This is a genomic window from Alkalimonas amylolytica, from assembly GCF_900107845.1.
GTDB classification, from domain to species: Bacteria; Pseudomonadota; Gammaproteobacteria; order Enterobacterales; family Alteromonadaceae; genus Alkalimonas; species Alkalimonas amylolytica.
The window spans coordinates 316,564-339,378 of record NZ_FNRM01000004.1; the positions used below are offsets into that span (position 1 = coordinate 316,564).

Annotated in this window: 22 protein-coding genes and 2 tRNA genes; 10 read left to right on the forward strand and 14 right to left on the reverse strand. The window is 52.0% G+C overall.

What is annotated here, in order from left to right:
* The first annotated feature begins 38 nt into the window (after nt 1-38).
* From rsfS to lipA, 9 genes are all read left to right on the forward strand, one after another.
* Nucleotides 39-359, forward strand: coding sequence for a ribosome silencing factor (gene rsfS, locus BLW37_RS10285; RefSeq protein WP_091342494.1), 321 nt, complete (start codon nt 39-41; stop codon nt 357-359).
* Nucleotides 356-826, forward strand: a complete 471-nt coding sequence (rlmH, locus tag BLW37_RS10290; RefSeq protein WP_091342497.1) for a 23S rRNA (pseudouridine(1915)-N(3))-methyltransferase RlmH — start codon at nt 356-358, stop codon at nt 824-826. The genes rsfS and rlmH overlap by 4 nt, the downstream gene beginning before the upstream one ends.
* Before the next feature lie 2 nt (nt 827-828).
* Nucleotides 829-2,691, forward strand: a complete 1,863-nt coding sequence (gene mrdA / locus BLW37_RS10295) for a penicillin-binding protein 2 (RefSeq protein WP_171907593.1) — start codon at nt 829-831, stop codon at nt 2,689-2,691.
* Nucleotides 2,688-3,806 (forward strand): rod shape-determining protein RodA, encoded by a 1,119-nt coding sequence (gene rodA / locus BLW37_RS10300; protein WP_245785696.1) that lies wholly within the window; start codon nt 2,688-2,690, stop codon nt 3,804-3,806. Before mrdA ends, rodA begins: the two co-directional genes overlap by 4 nt.
* Before the next feature lie 15 nt (nt 3,807-3,821).
* On the forward strand, nt 3,822-4,715 hold the full coding sequence (locus BLW37_RS10305; RefSeq protein WP_091342499.1) for a septal ring lytic transglycosylase RlpA family protein: 894 nt from the start codon (nt 3,822-3,824) through the stop codon (nt 4,713-4,715).
* A 41-nt stretch (nt 4,716-4,756) separates the two neighbouring features.
* Entirely contained in the window at nt 4,757-5,905 is a 1,149-nt protein-coding gene (locus BLW37_RS10310) for a D-alanyl-D-alanine carboxypeptidase family protein (protein ID WP_091342500.1), read from the forward strand.
* Between the two features lie 87 nt (nt 5,906-5,992).
* Nucleotides 5,993-6,274 carry a DUF493 family protein YbeD gene (gene ybeD, locus BLW37_RS10315; protein WP_091342502.1) on the forward strand — a complete coding sequence of 94 codons (282 nt, stop codon included), beginning with the start codon at nt 5,993-5,995 and terminating at the stop codon, nt 6,272-6,274.
* Complete coding sequence (lipB, locus tag BLW37_RS10320) at nt 6,274-6,936, forward strand: lipoyl(octanoyl) transferase LipB (protein WP_091342504.1); 663 nt, start codon at nt 6,274-6,276, stop codon at nt 6,934-6,936. The genes ybeD and lipB overlap by 1 nt, the downstream gene beginning before the upstream one ends.
* A complete protein-coding gene (gene lipA, locus BLW37_RS10325; RefSeq protein ID WP_091342505.1) occupies nt 6,929-7,912 on the forward strand; it encodes a lipoyl synthase in 984 nt (327 codons plus the stop codon). The genes lipB and lipA overlap by 8 nt, the downstream gene beginning before the upstream one ends.
* Here lipA and BLW37_RS10330 read toward each other — a convergent pair whose 3' ends face one another.
* A complete protein-coding gene (locus BLW37_RS10330; RefSeq protein ID WP_091342506.1) occupies nt 7,913-9,433 on the reverse strand; it encodes a sensor domain-containing diguanylate cyclase in 1,521 nt (506 codons plus the stop codon). It lies immediately after the preceding gene.
* Between the two features lie 154 nt (nt 9,434-9,587).
* Here BLW37_RS10330 and BLW37_RS10335 point away from each other — a divergent pair, with 154 nt between their 5' ends.
* Nucleotides 9,588-9,944 (forward strand): PilZ domain-containing protein, encoded by a 357-nt coding sequence (locus tag BLW37_RS10335; RefSeq protein WP_091342507.1) that lies wholly within the window; start codon nt 9,588-9,590, stop codon nt 9,942-9,944.
* Here BLW37_RS10335 and BLW37_RS10340 read toward each other — a convergent pair.
* The 13 genes from BLW37_RS10340 to tpiA form a co-directional block, all read right to left on the reverse strand.
* On the reverse strand, nt 9,856-11,142 hold the full coding sequence (locus BLW37_RS10340; protein WP_091342509.1) for a hypothetical protein: 1,287 nt from the start codon (nt 11,140-11,142) through the stop codon (nt 9,856-9,858). The two genes, BLW37_RS10335 and BLW37_RS10340, sit on opposite strands and share 89 nt — an antisense overlap.
* Nucleotides 11,132-12,046 (reverse strand): lipoprotein NlpI, encoded by a 915-nt coding sequence (gene nlpI / locus BLW37_RS10345; RefSeq protein WP_245785697.1) that lies wholly within the window; start codon nt 12,044-12,046, stop codon nt 11,132-11,134. The genes BLW37_RS10340 and nlpI overlap by 11 nt, the downstream gene beginning before the upstream one ends.
* Complete coding sequence (gene pnp, locus BLW37_RS10350; RefSeq protein ID WP_091342510.1) at nt 12,018-14,141, reverse strand: polyribonucleotide nucleotidyltransferase; 2,124 nt, start codon at nt 14,139-14,141, stop codon at nt 12,018-12,020. The genes nlpI and pnp overlap by 29 nt, the downstream gene beginning before the upstream one ends.
* A 406-nt stretch (nt 14,142-14,547) precedes the next feature.
* Entirely contained in the window at nt 14,548-14,817 is a 270-nt protein-coding gene (gene rpsO / locus BLW37_RS10355; protein ID WP_091342512.1) for a 30S ribosomal protein S15, read from the reverse strand.
* A gap of 100 nt (nt 14,818-14,917) precedes the next feature.
* Nucleotides 14,918-15,859, reverse strand: coding sequence for a tRNA pseudouridine(55) synthase TruB (gene truB / locus BLW37_RS10360; RefSeq protein ID WP_091342513.1), 942 nt, complete (start codon nt 15,857-15,859; stop codon nt 14,918-14,920).
* Nucleotides 15,860-16,303 carry a 30S ribosome-binding factor RbfA gene (rbfA, locus tag BLW37_RS10365; RefSeq protein WP_091342515.1) on the reverse strand — a complete coding sequence of 148 codons (444 nt, stop codon included), beginning with the start codon at nt 16,301-16,303 and terminating at the stop codon, nt 15,860-15,862.
* 71 nt (nt 16,304-16,374) lie between these two features.
* Nucleotides 16,375-19,056, reverse strand: coding sequence for a translation initiation factor IF-2 (gene infB, locus BLW37_RS10370; protein WP_091342516.1), 2,682 nt, complete (start codon nt 19,054-19,056; stop codon nt 16,375-16,377).
* 25 nt (nt 19,057-19,081) lie between these two features.
* The gene (gene nusA / locus BLW37_RS10375; RefSeq protein ID WP_091342518.1) at nt 19,082-20,578 is read right to left on the reverse strand and encodes a transcription termination factor NusA; all 1,497 of its coding nucleotides are present in this window, start codon (nt 20,576-20,578) and stop codon (nt 19,082-19,084) included.
* Nucleotides 20,579-20,610: 32 nt separating this feature from the next.
* Complete coding sequence (gene rimP, locus BLW37_RS10380; protein ID WP_091342520.1) at nt 20,611-21,066, reverse strand: ribosome maturation factor RimP; 456 nt, start codon at nt 21,064-21,066, stop codon at nt 20,611-20,613.
* 362 nt (nt 21,067-21,428) lie between these two features.
* Nucleotides 21,429-21,505, reverse strand: a tRNA-Met gene (locus BLW37_RS10385).
* An 84-nt stretch (nt 21,506-21,589) separates the two neighbouring features.
* Nucleotides 21,590-21,674 (reverse strand) — tRNA-Leu (locus BLW37_RS10390).
* A 13-nt stretch (nt 21,675-21,687) separates the two neighbouring features.
* A complete protein-coding gene (gene secG, locus BLW37_RS10395) occupies nt 21,688-22,014 on the reverse strand; it encodes a preprotein translocase subunit SecG (RefSeq protein ID WP_091342521.1) in 327 nt (108 codons plus the stop codon).
* 6 nt (nt 22,015-22,020) lie between these two features.
* Complete coding sequence (tpiA, locus tag BLW37_RS10400) at nt 22,021-22,764, reverse strand: triose-phosphate isomerase (protein WP_091342523.1); 744 nt, start codon at nt 22,762-22,764, stop codon at nt 22,021-22,023.
* Nucleotides 22,765-22,815 lie beyond the last annotated feature (51 nt).

A 22,815-nucleotide genomic window follows, 5' to 3' on the forward strand; every position in this document is an offset into this window, starting at 1 on the left:
ATAAAATTTAGTTTTTAGCCCGTGATAAAGGAAAACAGGTGCAAAGTAGCGAATTACTCAGTTTTGTGCAGCAGAAAGTCGAAGATATGAAAGGCCGCGATATCGTCATTTTGGATGTGCGTGGCAAGTCCAGCATTACCGATTTTATGGTCATTTGCTCTGGCACCTCCAACCGTCATACCAAGTCCATTGCCGATCATGTGGCGCAGGAAAGTAAGCAAGCTGGCATCAGCATTATGGGCATTGAAGGTGACAAAGCCGGCGAGTGGGTACTGCTCGATCTGGGCGATGTGGTGGTGCATGTGATGCTGGACGATACCCGCAGTTTTTACCAGCTGGAAAAGCTCTGGAGCGCATGAAACTCTTGCTGATAGCTGTGGGCAGCAAGATGCCAGCCTGGGTTCAAAGCGGTTATGAGGAGTACGCCCGCCGTTTTCCGCGGGATTTGCCATTAGAGCTGATTGAGATCCCGGCGCAAAAGCGCGGCAAAAATGCCGACATCAAACGTATTTTGCAGCAGGAAGGGGAAAAAATGCTGGCAGCCGTCCCGAAAGGAGCACGCATCGTCACGCTGGAAGTGACCGGCAAGCCTTGGGACAGCCCAAACCTGGCCAATCAACTGACACAATGGCAACTGGATGGGCGCGATGTTTGCCTGCTGGTTGGCGGCCCGGAAGGACTTGCTCCCGAGTGCATAGCCGCCAGTGAAGCCAAATGGTCGCTATCGGCCCTGACTCTGCCCCACCCGCTGGTGCGGGTGGTGCTGGCAGAATCGCTGTACCGTGCCTGGAGTATTTGCACCAATCACCCTTACCATCGCGAGTAGCTATGCGACGTCAACGAGAAGCCATCCAGGATCATGCCGCCGAAGCGCAATTATTTAAGCGTCGCGCCCTGGTTGCTTTTAGTCTGGTGGTACTGCTCTTTGTAATCATCCTGTTCAATATGTATCACTTGCAGGTGCGCTCTTACCACGAATATCAAACCCGTTCAGAGGGCAATCGCATCAAGGTGGTGCCGGTAGCTCCCAATCGCGGCTTGATTTATGATCGCAACGGCATTCTGTTGGCAGAAAACACCCCGGTGCACTCGCTGGAAATTATTCCGGAACAAGTTGCCGATTTAACCAAAACCCTGGCCGAGCTGGCCGAACTGATTGAGATCACGCCAGAGCAACAACAAAGTTTTTTGCAGGATGTGCAACGTCAGCGCCGCTTTAACAGCATTGCTTTAAAAGAGCAACTGACCGAACAAGAAGTAGCTATTTTGGCGGTGAATCAGCATCGATTTCCTGGCGTTACTTTAGAAGCTCGCCTCAGCCGCACCTACCCTTTCGGCGATCTATTTACCCACTCGATAGGCTATATTGGCCGTATCAACAGCAATGATTTACAACGCTTGCGTGAGCAGGAGTTGGCTGCCAACTATGCTGCCAGCCGCGATATCGGCAAAATAGGCCTGGAGCGGTATTACGAGCTATTGCTGCATGGCACTGTGGGTTATCAGGAGGTTGAAGTCAATAACCGCGGCCGGGTCATTCGAACTTTGCGCTCGGATCCGGCCATCTCAGGTAAAGATTTGATTTTAAGTCTGGATGTTGGTTTGCAACTCACCGCGCAACAAGCGCTGGAAGGCTTACGCGGTGCTGTAGTGGCACTGGACCCTCGCACCGGAGCCATATTGGCTTTTTACAGCAACCCCGGCTACGACCCCAACTTATTTGTGCATGGAATCAGCAGCGCCAACTACAATGCCCTGCTAAATTCATTTGATCGCCCATTGATCAACCGCGTCACTCAAGGTATTTATCCCCCCGCATCGACTATTAAACCGCATATGGCGTTAATCGGTTTGGATCAGGGCATCATCACGCCTAGCAGCCGCATTTGGGATCCCGGCTATTATCAGTTGCCGAACTATTCACGTCGCTTTCGTAATTGGCGCCGGCATGGCCAAGGCTGGGTCAATGTATACGGTGCCATCATCCAAAGTAATGACACCTACTTTTACGATATGGCCGTCCGGTTAGGTATTGATACGATTTCCGATTCGATGAAGCAATTTGGTTTTGGCCAGCGCACCGGTATTGATATCCACGAAGAGTCCGCAGCTATTATGCCATCACGTGGTTGGAAGCGTGCCCGCTTTAATCAGCCCTGGTTTCCCGGTGATACAGTGTCCTTGGGTATAGGCCAGAGCTACTGGACCACCACCCCACTGCAGTTAGCCACCAGTACCGCAATTCTGGTCAATCGCGGTGACAGTGTGGTGCCCACTTTATTGCAGGGCACCCGTTTTCAAGGCGAATTTGAAGCCAAATCCTATCAACGTCAACCGGCGGTTCGTATCCAAGATCCACACCATTGGCAAGTGATCCTGGATGCGATGGAGCAAACGGTAAATACGCGTGAGGGGACAGCCTTTCGGGCTTTTCAGGGAACAAGTTATAGCTCTGGCGGAAAGACAGGAACCGCCCAGATTGTGAGCATTGCCCAAGATGCGAAATACGATGCTGATGCCTTGCAGGAGCAGCATCGGGACAATGCTATGTATGTTGGCTATGCGCCGGCAGTCGATCCCACCATAGTGGTGGCCATTGTGGTAGAAAATACCGGCGGTGGTGGCAGTACCGCGGCTCCTGTCGCCCGCCAACTGTTTGATTATTATTTCAGCGCCGGGGTGAATCAGTGAATGATGTAATCAGTGAATCTCAACGGCCGCGCGGCCTGGCTATCTTTCACATCGACACCCCACTATTGCTGGGCTTACTGGCCTTGATGGGCTTTGGTCTGGTGGTGTTGTACAGCGCCAGTGGTCAAAGTCAGGCCATGATGCAGGCACAACTGATCCGGCTTGGCCTGGCTTTTGCTGTCATGGTGGTGTTTGCGCAAATCAGTCCGCTCACGTATAAACGCTGGGGCTTGCCGGTGTTTCTGCTGGGCTTGCTGATGCTGGTGGCGGTCTTGTTGTTCGGCGAGATCGGTAAAGGCGCTCAACGCTGGCTCAACCTGGGCTTTGTCCGCTTTCAACCCTCAGAATTGATGAAACTAGCCGTACCTTTGGCCATTGCCTGGTTTATCTCCAATCACAATTTACCCCCTAAGCTGTGGCGTTTGCTGCTCGGTTTTGTCATGTGCGTAATCCCTACCCTGCTGATTGCCAAACAACCCGATCTTGGCACCGCCTTGCTGATTGCCACTTCAGGCATCATGGTGTTGTTTCTGGCCGGCATGAGCTGGCGGCTGATTGTCTTTATCGGGGCCTTGGTGTCGGCCTTTTTGCCCGTGATGTGGTTTTTTGTCATGCACGATTATCAAAAGCGCCGGGTACTGACCTTTTTAAACCCAGAAACCGACCCACTCGGAGCCGGCTATCACATCATTCAATCGAAAATTGCCATAGGCTCTGGCGGGCTGCAAGGCAAAGGCTGGCTGCAGGGCACCCAGTCGCAGCTGGAGTTCTTACCCGAGCGGCATACTGATTTTATTTTTTCCGTCTTAAGTGAGGAGTTTGGCCTGGTTGGCGTGGTCCTGCTGGTCAGCTTGTACTTGTTTATTGTTGCGCGCTGCATGCTGATTGCAACCCGGGCGCAGGACAATTTCTCCAAACTGGTGGCCGGCAGCTTGACCATGACCTTTTTCGTTTATGTCTTTGTAAATATTGGCATGGTATCCGGCTTGCTGCCCGTGGTAGGCGTCCCCTTACCACTGGTTAGTTTTGGCGGTACTTCCATGGTTACCTTGCTGGCCGCTTTTGGTATTCTGATGTCCATAGCTACCCACAAGCGCATTCTGGCTTCTTCGTAAACAGGAGTTTTCGTGATGTACTTACGCTGTCTGACGCTCTCCTTAACTATCCTAACTATCACCGCCTGCAGCCATAAACCGAGCCCGGCCCATGATCCTGATAGGGTGTCGCCAAATGCCGGACGTTACCAGTTTGAGCAGGACCACAAACCTGAACGTTTACCCACCTTACTGGAAATGATTGATCCCGAGCCCAGCATCCAGCCGCTTAGCCGGGGCGGCAATCATGCCTACCGGATTTTTGGCGTGGATTATCGGCCCAAAACCGATTTAACAGAGTACAAAGCCACCGGTATCGCCTCCTGGTACGGCATGAAGTTTCATGGACATAAAACCGCCAATGGCGAGGTCTATGACATGTATAGCATGAGTGCGGCTCACAAAACCTTGCCACTACCGTCCTATGTGCTGGTTACCAATTTAGTCAACCAGAAAAGTGCAATTGTCCGGGTCAATGATCGCGGGCCTTTTCATCAAGATCGCATTATTGATTTATCCTATGCAGCTGCACACAAAATAGGCATGCTGCAACAGGGTACAGCGCCGGTTCAGGTAGAGCTGATAGCATCGCCTGCTATGGTAAGGCAAGGTACGGATGCCGAAGTGTTGATAGCAGCTGCCCGCCCCAGGCTGGCCGAGTCGGTCATTGCCAATACGACGGCCCCGCAACCAGCAGCGTCTTGTTACATTCAAGTCTTTGCCAGCCAAAACGACCAAAGGGCGACAGAACTTGGTAAGCAGCTGGAGCAGCAGCTGGCATTTACCACCAAAATCAGTCACCATAACGGCGTTTACCGCTTACTGGTTGGCCCCATTGCCGATCGCCAGCAGGCGCAAGACTGGTTGCAACAGCTGCGGGCTGAGCTTTACCCTTCGGCCTACTTTACCGACAGCCAGGCGTGCAGCTAGCTGAATAACTATCGTTCTATTGCTGAGAAAAGAAAGGTGCTATGAAAACTGTTACTCGTTGTTTTGCGTTTGTGGTTGCGCTGCTATTCAGCCAGGCTGAAGCGGTATCTGTGGTGCCGTCACCGCCGGAGGTGAACGCCAAAGGCCATATATTAGTCGACTTTGATACCGGCAAGGTGTTGTCCGAACACAATGCTGATATGCTGCTATCCCCGGCTAGCCTGACCAAAATGATGACGGCTTACATCATAGGGACTGAACTGAAAAGCGGCAATATCAGCGAAACCGATAAGGTCACCATCAGTGAACAGGCCTGGGCTCGCAATTTTCCGGGCTCGTCTTTGATGTTTATAGAAGTAGGCACTCAGGTATCCGTCGCCGATTTGAACCGTGGCATTATGGTGCAATCCGGCAATGATGCCTGTGTCGCCATGGCTGAGCATATTGCCGGCAGCGAAAGTGCTTTTGTCGATCTGATGAATGCCCATGCCGATCGTCTTGGTATGCGTAGCACCACCTTTGGCAACAGTCATGGCCTGCAGCACCCGGATCAGCGCACCACACCGCGTGATATGGCCATTTTATCCAAAGCACTGATCCGCGATGTACCCGATATGTATGCGCTGTACTCCGAGCGTGAATTTACCTACAACAACATTCGCCAGTACAACCGCAACTCGCTGCTGTGGGATCGCAACCTGGCAGTGGATGGCATCAAAACCGGCTTTACCTCCGAAGCAGGCTTCAGCCTGATTACCTCAGCAACCCGTGATGATATGCGGCTGATCTCCGTAGTCATGGGCACACCGAGCGAGCAAATCCGGGCCCAGGAAAACCGTAAATTACTGAACTACGGTTTCCGTTTCTTTGAAACCATCACACCTTTCCCGGTAGGTGAAGTGTTCGCCGAGCCACGGGTTTGGCAAGGTGAAGCGGATAGTGTACGCCTTGGGCTCAGCCAACAAAGTCTGATTACCATTCCTCGTGGCCAGCAGCGTAACCTGAAAACAGAGGTTCAACTGGAGCAGCGACTGGTTGCCCCATTAGAGCGTGGTCAGGTGGTTGGGCGTTTGCAGCTGAGTTTGAATGGAGAAGTCGTTGCCGAGTACCCACTGGTCACACTCGAGCCTGTCGAACGTGGAGGCTTTTTTAAACGCTTGCTGGACTACTTGCGAATGTTGTTCATCTAGCCTTTGTCTGGACGACTTCAGCCTCCCCCTGTTACAACCCGGCGAAATGCAGTAAAATAGCCGGGTTGTTTGATCTGGAGGCTTGGCATGGTAACCCCTGTAAAAAATACCAACTTTGATGCACTGCTTGATTTTCCCTGCACCGTCAACTTTAAAGTGATGGGTGTCGCGCATGAGCGCCTGGTCGATGACATCATTGGTGTACTGCAACAACATGCCGAAGCCGCCGATTATAGCCCCAGCATTTTACCCAGCGCCAAAGGCAATTATCATTCAGTGCGCGTGGCGGTTCGGGTCGTTGATAAAGATCACATTGAGTTACTGTATACCGAATTAAGTAAACTGGAACTGGTGCGCTACGTACTCTAATGACTGCAGCCACTCATACGCTGATCATTCGCCAACTTGGAATTCAGCCGTACCTGCCTATATGGCAGGCCATGCAAGCTTTTACCGATGCGCGCAATGAGCACAGCCAGGACGAACTTTGGTTGTTGCAACATGAGCCGGTATTTACTCAGGGACAGGCGGGCAAAGCAGAGCATATTCTGGCCACTGGGGATATCCCTGTGGTGCAGGTTGATCGGGGCGGCCAGGTCACTTACCATGGCCCGGGTCAGCAGATGGTTTATGTACTGCTGGATCTGAAGCGCCGCAAAATCGGCGTGCGCGAGCTGGTCACCCTGCTGGAGCAAGTGCTGATTGATACCTTGGCCAGCTTGAGTATTCAGGCTTATGCCAAGCCGGATGCGCCAGGTGTGTATGTAGACAACAAAAAAATTGCCTCGCTTGGGCTGCGTATCCGAAAAGGCTGCAGCTTCCATGGCCTGGCACTGAATGTCGATATGGATTTATCGCCATTTTCCCGGATTAATCCCTGCGGCTATGCCGGCATGGAAATGATTCAATGCCGCGATTTTGCCCCGGTTAGCCTTGGCACTATTGAGCAACAACTGATTCAGCAGTTCAGCCAGAAACTTGGTTGCCATGAACTGCATTACCATACAGGATTGGACAGGCAGCATGACTAAAACCGCACGTATGCAACCCGGTGTTAAACTCCGCGACGCCGACAAGATGGCTCTGATCCCGGTCAAGGTGTTACCAACCGAGCGTGACCAGATGCTGCGTAAACCGGACTGGCTGAAAATCAAACTGCCAAAAAGCTCCGAACGCATCGATGAGATCAAAGGCGCCATGCGCAAACATGGGCTGCATTCGGTCTGTGAAGAAGCCGCCTGCCCGAATCTGCCGGAATGCTTTAACCATGGTACCGCCACCTTTATGATTTTAGGGGCCATTTGCACCCGTCGTTGCCCGTTTTGTGACGTTGCGCATGGCCGGCCACTGCCGCCCAGTGCCGAAGAGCCGGAAAAGCTGGCTCTTACCATCCGGGATATGAAGTTGAAGTATGTGGTAATCACATCGGTCGACCGAGATGATTTGCGTGATGGCGGTGCTCAGCATTTTGCCGACTGCATCCGTGAAATTCGCCGCTACAGCCCAAATATTAAAATTGAAGTGTTGGTACCGGATTTCCGTGGCCGGATGGACACCGCCTTGGATATCCTTACTCAGACTCCACCGGATGTGTTTAATCACAACCTGGAAACGGCTCCCCGTTTGTACAAACTGGCGCGGCCAGGTGCCGATTACAAATGGTCGCTGCAGCTGTTAAAGCGTTTTAAAGCGGCGCACCCGCATATCTCTACCAAGTCAGGCTTAATGGTAGGCCTTGGTGAAACCACTGAAGAACTGATTGAGGTGCTCAAAGATCTGCGGGCACACGATGTGGATATGCTGACTGTGGGTCAGTACCTGCAGCCGAGCAAACATCACCTGCCGGTGGCACGCTATGTACCCCCAGCAGAGTTTGATGAGATCAAGCGTATCGCTTATGAGTTGGGCTTTAAACATGCTGCCTGTGGGCCTTTTGTCCGCTCCAGCTATCATGCCGACCGCCAGGCAGCCGGCGAAGAAATCGTCAGCAGCTTTAGCCCGGCTTAATCAGTCTTGCTCAGCAGCTTTCCGCTGCTGCTTGACCAGATACATAGCCTGATCTGCTTGCTGGATCAGGCTTTGCATATCAACGCCACCAGGTTGCCAGTGCGCCATGCCAATGCTGGGACCATTGTATTGCAAGGTTACTCCCGATAAATTAAAGGTACCGCTGGTGGTTTCCATCAGCTTGGCATGCAAACGGCTACTTGCCAGCTCGACATCGTCGTCGGCAGCCAAGCAAGCCACGACAATAAATTCATCACCGCCATAGCGAGCCACCAGATCACCTTCCCGCATTACGGCTTGCAGGCGTTTGGCCAACGCCACCAAAAAAGCATCCCCCACCTGATGGCCATAATCGTCATTGATCCGTTTGAACTTATCCAGATCAATAAAGGCCAGGAGCATCTGACCGCCATGGCGTTTTTTTTGCGCCATGGCGCGTTGCAAACTTTCATGCAGATAGCGGCGGTTCGCCAAAGCAGTGAGCGGATCATGCAAGGCATGCACACTAAGCTCTTTGTTCATTTGCTCTAAGCAGCTTTGATCGTACAGGCGTGTTGCCAATAACGAAAGATAATAGCTGCAGCTATGCAGTAATGTACTTTCCGGCAACTCATCCTGATTGCTCAGCAGCAGAATACCACCCTCCAGCTCATCATGATTTACCGCTGTAATGCAGGCGACAGGACCACTGGGTTTTAACCCCAGGATATCCCGCATTGCATTGATGGCCTCATTGCTGCCATCACAGAGCCAGAGCAATTGCCTTTGCTGCACCGCTTTCTGGCTGTAACAGCGGATCAGGTAATAGACAGCGTCATGCTGCTCCATAGTAAGTTTTGGCGTCGCCAGCAGCTCTGGCTGACCGATATGTTGACGGAACGGCAACACCAACGGCCACTCAGGCAGCTGCTGGAGTAGCACGGTGGCTTTTTTCAACACTTCATTCAGTGATGAAGCCAATAAACACAAATCACCCAACTCAGCCAACAGCGACATGCCGTGTAAACGATGTTCAGCTTCTTGTGCTCGTCTGGACTGAAGCGACAGTTGTCGCTCCCGCTCCAGTTGCCAGGCAATCAGCTGAGCAAACAACTGTAAAATTTTGCTGTGTTTATCTTCTACCTCGGTTGGTATTGCACTGGCTCCGCAGAGCGTACCGAACAACTCACCATCACTTAAATACACCGGCACACTGACATAGGTTTGCAGACCAAGATCACGGGCTGCATCTGAGTCGCCCCATATTGCAGGCACATCCTGCGTCACAAAACGTTGTTGCAAAATAGCCCGGCGACACAGCGTATCCTCCCAGGGAACTTTCAATCCTTCCGGCAAGGTGAGAGATGCTGCATTCACCGCATAGAGAATTTGCTGGTAACCCGCAGTTTGATCCACTTTGGTCAGGTAGGTGGAGTCAAGGCCAGTCATTTCCTGCAACAAAGCAAGTAAAGGCCGGGTCAGGCTCTCCAGATCCGATGCCGTCGTGACCGACTGCGCCAATTGTTCGAGGTAGAGGTTCATACTGCCACTATCGACTTTAGAACAAGCACTTACAATACAGATACCAAGAGTGTAATTCAGGCTTGGCTTGTTTGCCAATTCTGGCTTGAAAACAGATGTCAAAGACTGCTAAACCGGCTATGCTTAAAGTAGCTGAATCAGCAAAGAGACTACTATGAACAACCGCCGCTTTCACCGTATCCCATTTCATGGCCCAGCCAACCTGAAAGTTGCGGGTGAAAGCTATGCAACTGAGTTGCTGGACTTATCACTCAAAGGCGCTCTGGTGAGTAAACCCGATGATTTCCCGGCCCACACCCAATTCTTCGAGCTGCATGTGCCCTTGCAAGACAGTGTGCTGAATATTTCGATGCAAGTTCGGGTAGCCCATCAAACCGATGCCATTCTTGGCCTGCATTGTGAAAAGATCGATCTGGACAGCATCAGTCACTTAAAGCGGCTGGTGCAGCTGAATCTGGGCGATGATCAACTACTGGAACGGGAGCTGTCGGAGTTAAGTCACGCTGACTAAGCAGCCGGCTGGCATCCGGATAACCCAGTTGCTCTGCTAATTGCATTAAACGCCACCAGTCTGCTTCCAACCCATGGATCCGAGCCTTATAAGCCAGGTAATACTGTACCGGCATCAATAGCTCCGGCCGCTTTAATTGCTGCTTCACCAGCTGCACATAGTAGTCCGGTAAATCCAGTTGATAAAATTCCATACTATTGCTTTCAGCAATCAATCGATAGGCCTGATAAGGGCTATGCAGGCAGGTGTCCACTGGCGTCAGTTCCATGACATCTGGCAAGCGGCCCCAATGCTGTTGGTAGGCAGCGAGTTGCTGCTTGCCAATCAGAATATTCGGATAGATCTGGTCCGGCTGACAAACTTCGGCCGCAGCCGCGGCAGGCAGCGCGTATTCATCCATAAAACGGAAAATGTGTAAAAACTCATGCCGAAGCAACGATAGCTCGGCTCGCTCTGGCAACTGAATAATGCCATTGTTGTAGCTGGCTTTGCCACGTCCGGCCAGAATCAGCAGCTGCTGTGCCTGGTTATCACGGATATAGGGGATCAGCTGGTGATAATCACAGCCAATTCGGCTGTCGGAGTCTTCGCTGCAGGCCAGCTCGGTACTGCTGACCAGTTGCAAAGAGCGAAAGCAAACCGGCAGCGTCGCCAATTGGTTGTCCTGTTGCCACTCTGCTTGCAACTTCAGCCATTGATTAGCCGCAGCGGTATTAATCGCTATCGGTTGAATGGTCAATTGACAGCCTTGCTCAGGCTGCCAGCCAGGTTGATCGGTTAGGCCGGCTTGTTGCCAGTAAGGCCAGTTTGTTTTTTGCTGGTAGTGCAAATGCCAGAGCCCAAGCGCTGCTAAATCTACTCCCTGATGACTGATACGCTGTGCTTGTATCTGTTGCTCCAACCACTGCGCTGTGGCTAACTTGCCAGTCTGGCGTTGGCGCAACATCAGACTGGGAGTGGCAGCTTCATCTTGCCCTAGTATCCAGGCATGTTCAAACCAACGTAGCGCAGCGTCAAATTCTTGCCCGGCCAAACGGTGCTGCGCTAGCCGATGGGCTGCCCGCGCATCAGTCTGAGCAGCATCCATCAACGCTTGCTCGGGATTGGGTGGCGATGGCTGACAGCCCAACAAAAGACCAAGCGCAAAAAAGCCAGCAAGCTGGCTTTTGAATAAGCAATAGTTGGGTTTAGAAGACATTGTCTTCCATACTCAAAGGTTCATCACGTAACCTGGCCAGTTCCAACCGGGCATAGCGATGTTCAAGGAATTCAAATACATTGGTAGCCAGCGACAGCTTGAAGTTGTGCATAGCACGCTCAGTATCGCCTTGCATGCTGTGCCACTTGGCCAGATAAAAATAAGCTTCGCACAAACGCTCTGCCAACTGTTTCGGGTTTTGTAAATTGTCCGTCACACTGTAGAGCAAATCGGCTTCGCTGATAGTACCCAAAAAGAAATCTGCCAGTTGCGTGCCCCAGTTGGTTGCATCCAGTTCACTACGAAGTGTAACGAGCTTCGAGCGGGCCAGTTCAGGATCAAGCTCCGCATGCGCCAGGTAAATCCAGACAGCACGGTAGGGATCGCTCGGGTTACGTTGCTGAAACTCGGTAAAATCGTACAGCGATAAATCGATACGTCCAGCATAGTAAAGCGCCAGCGCCCGATTCAGATAAGCAAACTCATAACTTGGGTCCAGTTCCAGCACGGAGTCAAAGGCTTCATAGGCCTGATCAAAATTACCGGCCAGGGTGTAATGAATACCCATGAAGTTATAAGCACCAGCCAGATCCGGTTGCAGCCGCAGAGCCCGCATAAAATCAAAACGAGCCAACGAGGTCAAACCCACACTTTCAAACATCACACCACGATCGTAATGCAGCTGTGCCGATTGCTGTTCGGTCAGCTCAGCCCGATGCAAAATTTCCGTTAAACGGGCAATGGCTACTTCGGTACGTTGGGGAACAGCTAAGGGTTCGGGAGTCAACCAGTAGGCAGGGGCATGGCTGTGCTGGGTTGCACAGCCACTAAGTCCCAGCAGCAAGGCTGCTGCCAGGACACACAGGCGGATAGGCTTAGGCATCAGCAGATTCAGCAGGAGCATCCTGCTTGCTTTGTGCTTCTTTGATGCTCAGACGCACCCGTCCTTGCTTATCCACTTCCAGCACTTTGACTTTGACCTTCTGGCCCATGGTCAAATGATCCGATACCGTATTCACCCGCTCTTCCGCGATTTGTGAAATGTGTACCAGGCCATCTTTGCCAGGCAAGACATTGACAAAAGCACCAAAGTCAACGATACGGACCACTTCACCGTCGTAGATCCGGCCAACCTCCAACTCAGCAGTGATCAGCATGATCTTATCGATAGCGACCTGCGCCTGCTTGCTGTTGGTCGCAGCTACTTTCACGGTACCGTCGTCTTCAATTTCGATGGTACAGCCAGACTCTTCGGTGATTTGACGGATCACAGCACCACCTTTACCGATCACATCACGGATTTTTTCCGGATTGATGCTTAAGGTATAGATGCGTGGCGCGTGCTCAGACAGTTCTTCACGGTGCTCCGATATCGCCTGGTCCATCACTTGCAGAATATGCAAACGAGCGGCTTTGGCTTGCTTTAACGCAATCTGCATGATGTCACGGGTAATGCCATCAATTTTAATGTCCATCTGCAGTGCAGTGATACCTTCGGCAGTACCCGCTACTTTAAAGTCCATATCACCCAGGTGATCTTCGTCACCCAGAATATCGGACAGTACTACAAAGTTATCGCCTTCTTTCACCAGACCCATGGCAATACCAGCCACGGAAGCTTTGATCGGCACACCGGCATCCATCATCGCCAATGAAGAACCACAAACAGAAGCCATGGAGCTGGAACCATTCGATTCGGTGATTTCAGACACCAGACGCACTGTGTACGGGAAGTCTTCAAACGCAGGCATTACCGCTTGCACACCACGCTTAGCCAAACGGCCGTGACCGATTTCGCGACGCTTCGGTGAACCGACCATGCCGGTCTCGCCCACACAGTACGGAGGGAAGTTGTAATGCAGCATGAAGTAGTCTTTTTTCTCGCTCAGCAAGTCATCGACGTTCTGTGCATCACGGGCGGTACCCAACGTACAGGTGACCAGCGCCTGAGTTTCACCGCGGGTGAAGAGTGAAGAACCGTGGGTACGAGGCAGTACACCGGTCATCACGCTCAGGGCACGTACCATATCCGGCTCACGGCCATCGATGCGCGGCTCACCGGCGATAATGCGGCTGCGAACGGTTTTGCTTTCCAACTCGTGGAAGACATCACCGACTTCGTGCTCGTCCAGGCTTTCACCTTCGGCCAGCTCAGCGGTCAGCTTCTCAATCAGATCAGCTTTGATTTCTTTGATGCGGTCGTAACGCTTGGCTTTTTCAGTGATCTGATAAGCTTCACTCAGGGCGGCAGCGCAGTGGTTTTTTACGGCTTCAATCAACGGCTCGTTTTTAGCCGGAGCCTGCCAATCCCAAGCTGGCTTGCCAGCTTCGGCTTTCAGCTCATTGATGGCAGTGATAGCCACTTGCATTTGATCATGGCCGTAGACCACAGCGCCCAACATGATGTCTTCCGACAGCAGGTTGGCCTCGGACTCAACCATCAGCACCGCATTGGAAGTACCAGCGACCACCAGATCCAGCTTGCTTTCTTTCAGCTCTGCTTCGGATGGGTTCAGCACGTACTGGTCGTTGATGTAACCAACACGGGCGGCACCGATAGGGCCAGCAAACGGAATACCAGACAGCGCCAGCGCCGCGGAGGTACCAATCAAAGCGACGATATCCGGCTGGATCTCTGGCTGCACAGAGACCACAGTCGCAATCACCTGGACTTCGTTGGTGAAGCCTTCAGGGAACAGTGGACGGATTGGGCGGTCGATCAGGCGCGATGTCAGGGTTTCACCTTCAGACGGCCGGCCTTCACGCTTGAAGAAACCGCCAGGCACACGGCCGGCAGCGTACATTTTTTCTTGATAATTCACGGTCAGTGGGAAAAAGTCCTGACCTGGTTTCGGTTGTTTTTTACCAACTACAGTGACCAGTACGGTGGTATCACCAATGCTGGCCAAAACTGCAGCATCGGCCTGACGGGCGATAACGCCGGTTTCTAAAGTACAAGTGTGTTGGCCGAACGGGAAAGATTTAATGATGGGTGTCACGTGGGATTTTCCTTACAATTAACGCCTCATGGCGCATTCTATCTGTTTTCATTTCATTCCTGGCTAGTATACGCGTTCGGCGCGGGAAAAAGAAGCAGTGGGCCAAGGTTTCATCGGATTGACACAATTGGCAAGCCGTAAAAGCAATACGATGATTTTTGAGTACAGAGAGGATGATTCACCCAGCTTGACCTCGGAAGCTACCGCAGGTGCAGTAACCAGCCAAATATTGCGACAGATCCTTAGCCAATCCCAAGCTTGTCCATGCAGAACTGCCACACCTAGCATATGACGTAGAATACGAGAGTATTATTTTACAGGTTAGGTTGGGTGATGTTCGCTTGCTAAGGCTGTTTATCAGGCAGAAAAAAAGGGCTGAAATTCAGCCCTTTTTCTTTGCGTTGAATTAACGACGCAGGCCAAGACGCTTGATCAAGTCAGCGTAACGGCTTTGATCTTTGCCTTTTAAGTAGTCCAGCAATTTACGACGCTGGCTAACCATACGCAGCAGACCGCGGCGTGAGTGGAAATCGTGCTTGTGATCAGCAAAGTGGCTTTGCAGGTGGTTGATGTTTGCAGTCAGCAAAGCAACCTGTACTTCTGGTGAACCTGTGTCACCTTCTTTTTGTGCGTAATCCGCAACGATTTTTGCTTTTTCAGCAACAGTTAAAGCCATGGTGTACTCCAATTCTGAGTGAGTTAATGAATGTATTGTCGCCGATCACTCATTCAGCCAACAATAAAAAGCGGCCGCATTGTACCATGCCAGCGCTGCTTTACAAGTTTTTGTTGGTGCTCAGCAGTCGCCGGGGCTTTAGCTCGCCCTGCTCGCGTTTGCCAATGCCCAAAAATTGTTGCTCAGCGCTGTACAAGCGTACGGCTTCTGCATCGGCCTGGCTGCAGGCAAAGCTTTGACCATGGGCAATACGGCGCTGCTGATCAGCAGTAAGCTCTAAAGCTTCCAAACCATGCAAGGCTGCGTCCAGTGGCAGCAGCAGCTGATCCAACGCCGAGAAATCCCGACTTTGATGGCACGGCTCTGCCAGGGCTTCCAGCTTAGGTAGTGGCTGCATGGCTTCGGCCTGAAAAGGCCCCACCTGGGTACGGTGCAAAGCACTGACATAAGCGCCGCAGCCTAAGGCTTCGCCCAAATCATCAATCAGGGTGCGGATGTAGGTGCCTTTGCTGCAATGCACGATAAAATCAGCATCGGTCTGCTCGCTGCTTTGGCGCAGTGCCAGCAACTCAAAACGGAAGATGCTGATGGGCCGGGCTTCGCGCGGTACGGTAATGCCCTGACGGGCGTACTTGTACAGCGGCTGGCCCTGATACTTCAGCGCCGAGAACATCGTCGGCACCTGCAGGATATCGCCACGAAACGCTTGCATCGCCTGCTCCAGCTGCTGCAGGTTAAAGGCAACCGGTCGGGTGCTGACTACCTCGCCAGCGGCATCGCTGGTATCGGTCCGGATGCCAAAACGGGCACTGACCTGATAGGTTTTATCGGTATCCAGCAAGAACTGACTGAACTTGGTCGCTTCGCCAAAGCAGATTGGCAACAAGCCACTGGCCAGCGGATCCAGCGCACCGGTATGACCGGCTTTTTGCGCCTGATACAGCCAGCGGACCTTTTGCAAAATACCATTGCTGGTAAATTCCAGCGGCTTGTCTAAAAGCAGAATGCCGTTCACGGCACGGCGTTTGTGTTGCTGTGTCATTTAATCCTGCTTGTCGGACTCAGTACCGTTATCAGTGTCGTTATCTGACGCATCATCCGCGGAGCCGGCCGGGCGTTTGGCTTCATCGGCGCGACGGGCGGATTCTACCAAGGCAGTTAGACGAATGCCTTCGTCCAGCGTACTGTCGTAGTAAAACTGCACCTGCGGCACAATCCGGGTTTGGATCCGCTTGCCAATCAGGCCGCGGATAAAGCCTTTGGCATCGTTTAGGATCTTCAGGTTGTCTTTTACTTTGTCCTGCTCCAGGCCAAGAAAAGTGACGTAAATTTTGGCGTAGGATAAATCTCGCGATACATCCACCTGCGATACCGTAATCATATGGTGCAAGCGTGGATCTTTAATTTCGCGCTGCAGGATCACCGCCAGCTCTTTTTGCAGCTGTTGCGACAGCCGGTCGACACGGGAAAACTCTTTATGTGCCATCTTTTTTTCCTTTAGAAAAACAAACACCATCAGCAACCTTAGTCCCTGATGGTGTCTGATAAGCGGTCGGATTACAGCGTACGTTCGACCTGAACCACCTCAAAGACTTCGATTTGATCGCCTTCGCGGACATCGTTGTAGTTCTTCACACCGATACCACACTCGAAGCCATTACGGACTTCGTTGACGTCGTCTTTAAAGCGACGCAGTGACTCCAGCTCGCCTTCGTAGATCACCACGTTGTCACGCAGTACCCGGATAGGGGCATTGCGCTTGATCACGCCTTCACTAACGATACAGCCGGCAATAGCGCCGAACTTCGGTGAGCGGAATACATCACGTACCTGCGCCAAACCAATGATTTGCTGTTTGAATTCAGGGGCCAGCATACCGGTCATCGCCTGTTTCACTTCATCCAGCAGCTCGTAGATGATGCCGTAGTAACGCAGATCCAGGCCTTCGTCTTCGACAATACGGCGGGCTGACGCATCCGCACGGACGTTAAAGCCGATAATGATGGCTTGTGAAGCGGCTGCCAGGCTAACGTCGGTCTCGGTAATACCACCGACGCCACTGCCGATGATTTTGATCTTCACTTCATCCGTCGACAGCTTGCTGAGCGATTCAGTGATGGCCTCCACCGAGCCCTGTACATCAGCTTTCAGCACGATGTTCAGTTCGGACACATCGCCTTCTGCCATGTTGGCAAACATATTTTCCAGCTTGGCTTTTTGCTGACGCGCCAGTTTCACTTCGCGGAACTTGCCCTGACGGTACAAGGCAACTTCACGGGCTTTACGCTCGTCTTTCACAACGGTGACTTCATCACCTGCCTGCGGTACACCGGACAGGCCGAGGATTTCGACCGGAATGGACGGGCCAGCTTCGCTGACATTACGGCCATTCTCATCCCGCATAGCGCGGACTTTACCGTACTCGAAACCACAAAGCACCACATCGCCCTGGTTCAGCGTACCTTCCTGCACCAGGATGGACGCGACCGGACCGCGGCCTTTATCCAGACGGGACTCAATTACCACACCACGTGCCAGACCAGCGCGAACAGCGGTCAGCTCCTGAATTTCGGCCAAATCAAGCACCGCATCCAACAGTTGATCAATACCGGTACCTGCTTTGGCAGAGACTGGTACGAACTGGGTATCACCGCCCCACTCTTCCGAAATAACATCGTACTGCGACAGTTCATTGCGCACCCGATCCGGATCGGCTTCTGGCTTATCCATTTTGTTGATGGCAACAATCAAAGGCACACCGGCAGCCTTAGCATGCTGGATCGCTTCTTTGGTTTGCGGCATGACGCCATCATCGGCGGCAACCACCAGAATAACGATATCAGTTGCTTTGGCACCACGTGCCCGCATCGAGGTGAAAGCAGCGTGACCTGGGGTATCCAGGAAGGTCACCATACCGCGGTCGGTATCCACATGGTAAGCACCAATATGCTGGGTAATGCCACCGGCTTCGCCATCGGCGACTTTGGCTTTACGGATGTAATCCAGTAATGAGGTTTTACCATGGTCAACGTGGCCCATTACGGTTACCACCGGGGCACGAGGCTCCAGCTCACCGGTCTCGCCACGCTCAGACATCACCGCCTGTTCCAGCTCATTTTCTTTGGTCAGCACGAACTTGTGGCCCATTTCTTCACAGACAATGGCCGCCGTCTCCTGATCAATCACCTGATTGATGGTCGCCATAGCGCCCATTTTCATCATGGTTTTAATCACTTCCGTTGCTTTCACTGCCATTTTGGAGGCAAGTTCGGCTACCGTAATGGTTTCACCAATCCGCACTTCACGCTCGACTGGCTGGGCTGGCTTGTTAAAGCCATGCTGCATGCTGGACGGGGTTTTCTTTTTCTTACTGTGCTTGTTGGCACGGTTAAAAGCTTCACGATCGTTGCGATCATCTTTCTTCTTGCCTTTGGCCGGTGCCACTTTTTTGGCAGCCACCCCACGACGGCCGGCGCGCTCTTCACGGGCATCGACTTCGTCTTCGGCTTGTTTGGCAAATTCATTGCTGGTCAGGTGGTAATCGCCATCTTCAGTACCCTTGGCTTTTTCTTCCTGCTCCCAACGCTCACGATTCTCTTCGGCCAAACGCTTGGCCTCTTCCGCTTGCTTGCGCGCTTCTTCTTCCAGCTTCCGCAGTGCCTCAGCTTCTTGCTGCTGCTTTAAACGCTCAGCTTCTTTACGAGCTTCTTCACGGGCAGCACGACGGGCTGCTTCTTCCGGATCGTCTTTTTTCTGCTCATCTTTGCGCTTAGCCTCAGCGGCTTTACGCTCAGCCTCTTCTTTGGCGCGACGATCGGCTTCCGCTTTCGCTTTGCGCTGTGCTTCCTGACGCTCACGCTCAGCACGCTCGGCTTCTGCTTTGGCTTTTTCTTCAGCCAGCCGCGCTTCTTCCTGTGCTTTTATGGTGGCTTCATCCAGCATCGGCTTTTTGATGTAAGTTTTTTGCTTACGCACTTCTACCGTCACTTCACGGCTACGGCCGGCTCCAGCCTGAATGCTCAGCGTACTTTTTTCTTTCCGCTTTAACGTCAGCTTGGAAGGCGTCGCCGCCTCGGCACCATGCTGGCGGCTTAGATGCTGCAGCAAGGTACGTTTTTCGTCTTCAGTGACCATGGCACCAGCAGTCTTGCTGATCCCGGCGTCTGCAAATTGTTGTACTAAGCGATCAACAGTTGTGTTTACATCTGTGGCGAGCTTTTCTATGGTGACATCTGCCATATACGTTGTTACCTCCGTTGATCCATTAATTTTCTTCGCTGAACCAGACAATATTTCTGGCAGCCATAATCAGGGCAGCAGCCTGATCTTCCTTCATTTCGGCTAAATCCAGCAGGTCATCAACGCCCTGCTCGGCCAAATCATCCAATGTAACCACACCTTTGCTCGCGAGCACATAAGCGGTATGGGTATCCAAACCTTGCAGTGCCAGCAATTCTTCAGATGGCTTAGCACCTTCCAACGACTCTTCAGACGCCAGCGCCTGAGTGGTCAGGTAAGCTTTGGCACGGTTACGTAATTCTTCAACAATCTCTTCATCAAACCCATCGATGGACAAGAGTTCAGAGACCGGTACATAGGCGATCTCTTCCAGCGTAGAGAAACCTTCATCTACCAATACGGAAGCAAAGTCTTCATCAATTTCCAGCGTGCTGGTAAAGAGATCAATCACCTTACTGGCCTCTTCCTGATGCTTCTTCTGCATGTCTTCGACTGTCATCACGTTCAGTTCCCAACCTGTCAGTTGGCTGGCAAGACGGATATTCTGGCCATTTCGGCCGATGGCCATCGCCAGGTTGCCTTCTTCGACCGCGATATCCATCGAATGCGCTTCTTCATCAACGACGATGGAGGCGACTTCAGCTGGTGCCATGGCATTAATGACAAACTGGGCATCGTTGTCATCGTACAACACGATATCCACCCGCTCGCCGCCGAGCTCTCCCGATACAGCCTGCACACGTGAGCCACGCATACCAACACAGGCACCGACTGGGTCGATACGACGGTCATTGGTCTTCACCGCGATTTTTGCACGTGAACCTGGATCCCGGGCAGCGCCTCGCAGTTCAATCATTTCTTCACCGATTTCCGGTACTTCAATGCGGAATAATTCAATCAGCATTTCCGGGCGGGTACGGCTTAAGAACAGCTGAGCACCGCGCGCTTCCGGCTTTACTTCAAACAACAAGGCCCGCAGGCGATCGCCTGTCCGATAAGTTTCACGTGGCAACATATGCTCACGCGTCAGAATGGCCTCAGCATTGTTGCCAAGATCGACGATGATGTTATCGCGGTTGGCCTTTTTCACCACACCAGTGACCAGTTCACCGACCTGATCTAAATAAGCTTCCACCACCTGGGAGCGCTCGGCTTCCCGTACTTTTTGTACGATCACCTGCTTCGCCATCTGAGTAGTAATGCGATCGAACACGATGGACTCAATTTGCTCTTCCACGTAATCGCCAACATTCAGCTCCGGCTGCTCATACTGAGCTGCCGATAAAGTAATTTCCCGATAAGGATGCTCGATCGGCTGATCATCCGGTACCACTTCCCAACGACGGAAGGTATCAAAAGAACCGGTTTTACGATCAATACTGACGCGGACTTCAATATCGCCTTCGTTCTTCTTTTTAGTGGCGGCGGCCAGTGCGTATTCCAGTGCTTCGAAGATTTTCTCTCTTGGCACGGACTTTTCGTTTGAAACCGCATCAACAACCAATAAAATTTCTTTTGCCATTTTCTTGCTGCCTCTGTTGGACCTGTCTGCAATCAGAACACAGGTACAATATTTGCCTTTTCAACGTTATCCATCAGCAAACGAAACTGCTTGCCATCGATTTCTATCACCAACATATCCTGTTCAATTGCCTGCAAGATGCCTTTAAATTTACGACGCCCATCCTGAGGAATGGCCAGCTTGACATCGATTTTCTCACCTACGGCTCTGGCAAAATGCTCAGGCGTGAATAAGGGCCTGTCCAAACCAGGCGACGACACTTCCAGCATGTACTCATGTGAAATCGGATCTTCCACATCCAAAATGGCACCGACTTCGCGACTGATGTTGGCGCAGTGTTCAACGGTTACCCCATCCGGATGATCAATGTACAGGCGCACAGTGGAATGCTTGCCTGCACGCAACACTTCAATACCAAGCAATTCGAAACCAGCTGCCGACACCGTAGGTGCTAACAACTCGATTAACTGCTGTTCCTGCTTCGCCAAGAAAACCTCCAGAGCCACCGGCCGAAATCAATTTCGCGCCAGCTACAGGTGTTAAATAAAAAATGGGCGAAACGCCCATTCCACAAACTCAGTTTGCAGATATAAAAACGCCCCGAACAAGCGGGGCGAATTTACTATCCGTAAGCACTGATTTATCGCCAAAATCAATGCTGAATTAATCGTGGCGAGCATCACTACTGACGATCGCTCCACAGTTCGGTGACTGTGAATTGGTTAAGTTTAAATTATCAAAAATAGCAAACTTAACAATATTGGTTGCGGGAGCCGGATTTAGACCTTCGCCCCGCGGTTATAAAGAGGAGCCCGAGGGCGATTCAGTATAACCATGAATATCACAATATTGGTTGCGGGAGCCGGATTTGAACCGACGACCTTCGGGTTATGAGCCCGACGAGCTACCAGGCTGCTCCATCCCGCGTCCGTAATTGGCAACTATTATATAGCTGTGAGGTTAGTACCGCAAGGGCTAAGGCACTTTATGCCGGCTCTTACTGTTGCAATTTGGTGCCGAGAGCGGGACTTGAACCCGCACGTCCGAAGACACTACCCCCTCAAGATAGCGTGTCTACCAATTTCACCACCTCGGCAGATGTGTCCGGATTAATTACCGAACGGGATCTCGTTCTCAGTAGGCGATGTCGGTACGGACTCTGTCATAGGAACCGACAAATCCTGCCATGCATCCACCTGGCTGCTTTGACCCGCTGTGTAACGGCCAAGCACAATACTCAGAACAAAGAAAACGACAGCAAGAACTGTGGTGGTTTTGGTAAGAAAGTTACCTTTGCCAGCAGAGCCAAAAACTGTAGAGGAAGCACCGGCACCGAAAGCGGCACCCATGTCAGCGCCTTTACCGTGCTGGATCAGGATCAACCCGATCAACGATAAAGCTACCAACAAATACATTACCATAAAGACTTCAAACATAATTCGTTAACCCTTTGCACTTTGGCAAATGTGTAAAAATTCTTCAGCATTCAGGCTGGCACCACCGACCAAGCCACCATCGATATCCGGCTGGCCAAACAACTCTGTCGCATTCTTGCTGTTGACGCTACCACCATACAAAATTCTGACTGTCGCAGCAGCTTTGCTATCGTACTGAGCCAGCTGTTGACGAACTTCTGCATGGGCTTGCTGCGCCTGCTCCGGCGTTGCCGCTTCACCCGTGCCTATAGCCCACACTGGCTCGTAAGCAATCACCGATTTGGCGATGAATTCGGGATGCGAAGCATACACCGCAGCCAATTGTTTCGCAAGCACCTGCCCGGTTTTTTCTTGCTGGCGCTGCTGTAAATTTTCACCAATGCAATACACCGGTGTAAGGCCATGTGCGATGGCTTGCTGCATTTTTTCTGCCAGTACCAGATCGCTTTCAGCAAACAGGGTGCGACGCTCAGAATGCCCAACCAAGACGAAACGAACCCCAGCTTCTGTCAGTAGGCTCGCACTAAGCTCACCTGTATAGGCACCCGACGTATATTGACTTAGATTCTGCGCCCCTAACAAACATTGCTCAGTGCTTGCCAGAGTATGCAACAGGGTCGCTGGCGGACATACCAAGACATCCACGTTGACTAAATTGACGGTAGCAAGGGCCGCTGTCAGTTCCCGAGCCAAAGCATCACTGCCATTCATTTTCCAGTTGGCTGCCACCAGTGGCTTGCGCATTGTCATGCCTGTTCCTTGTTATTGCTGCGGCCAGATAGTACCCAATGCCAGCCGCTA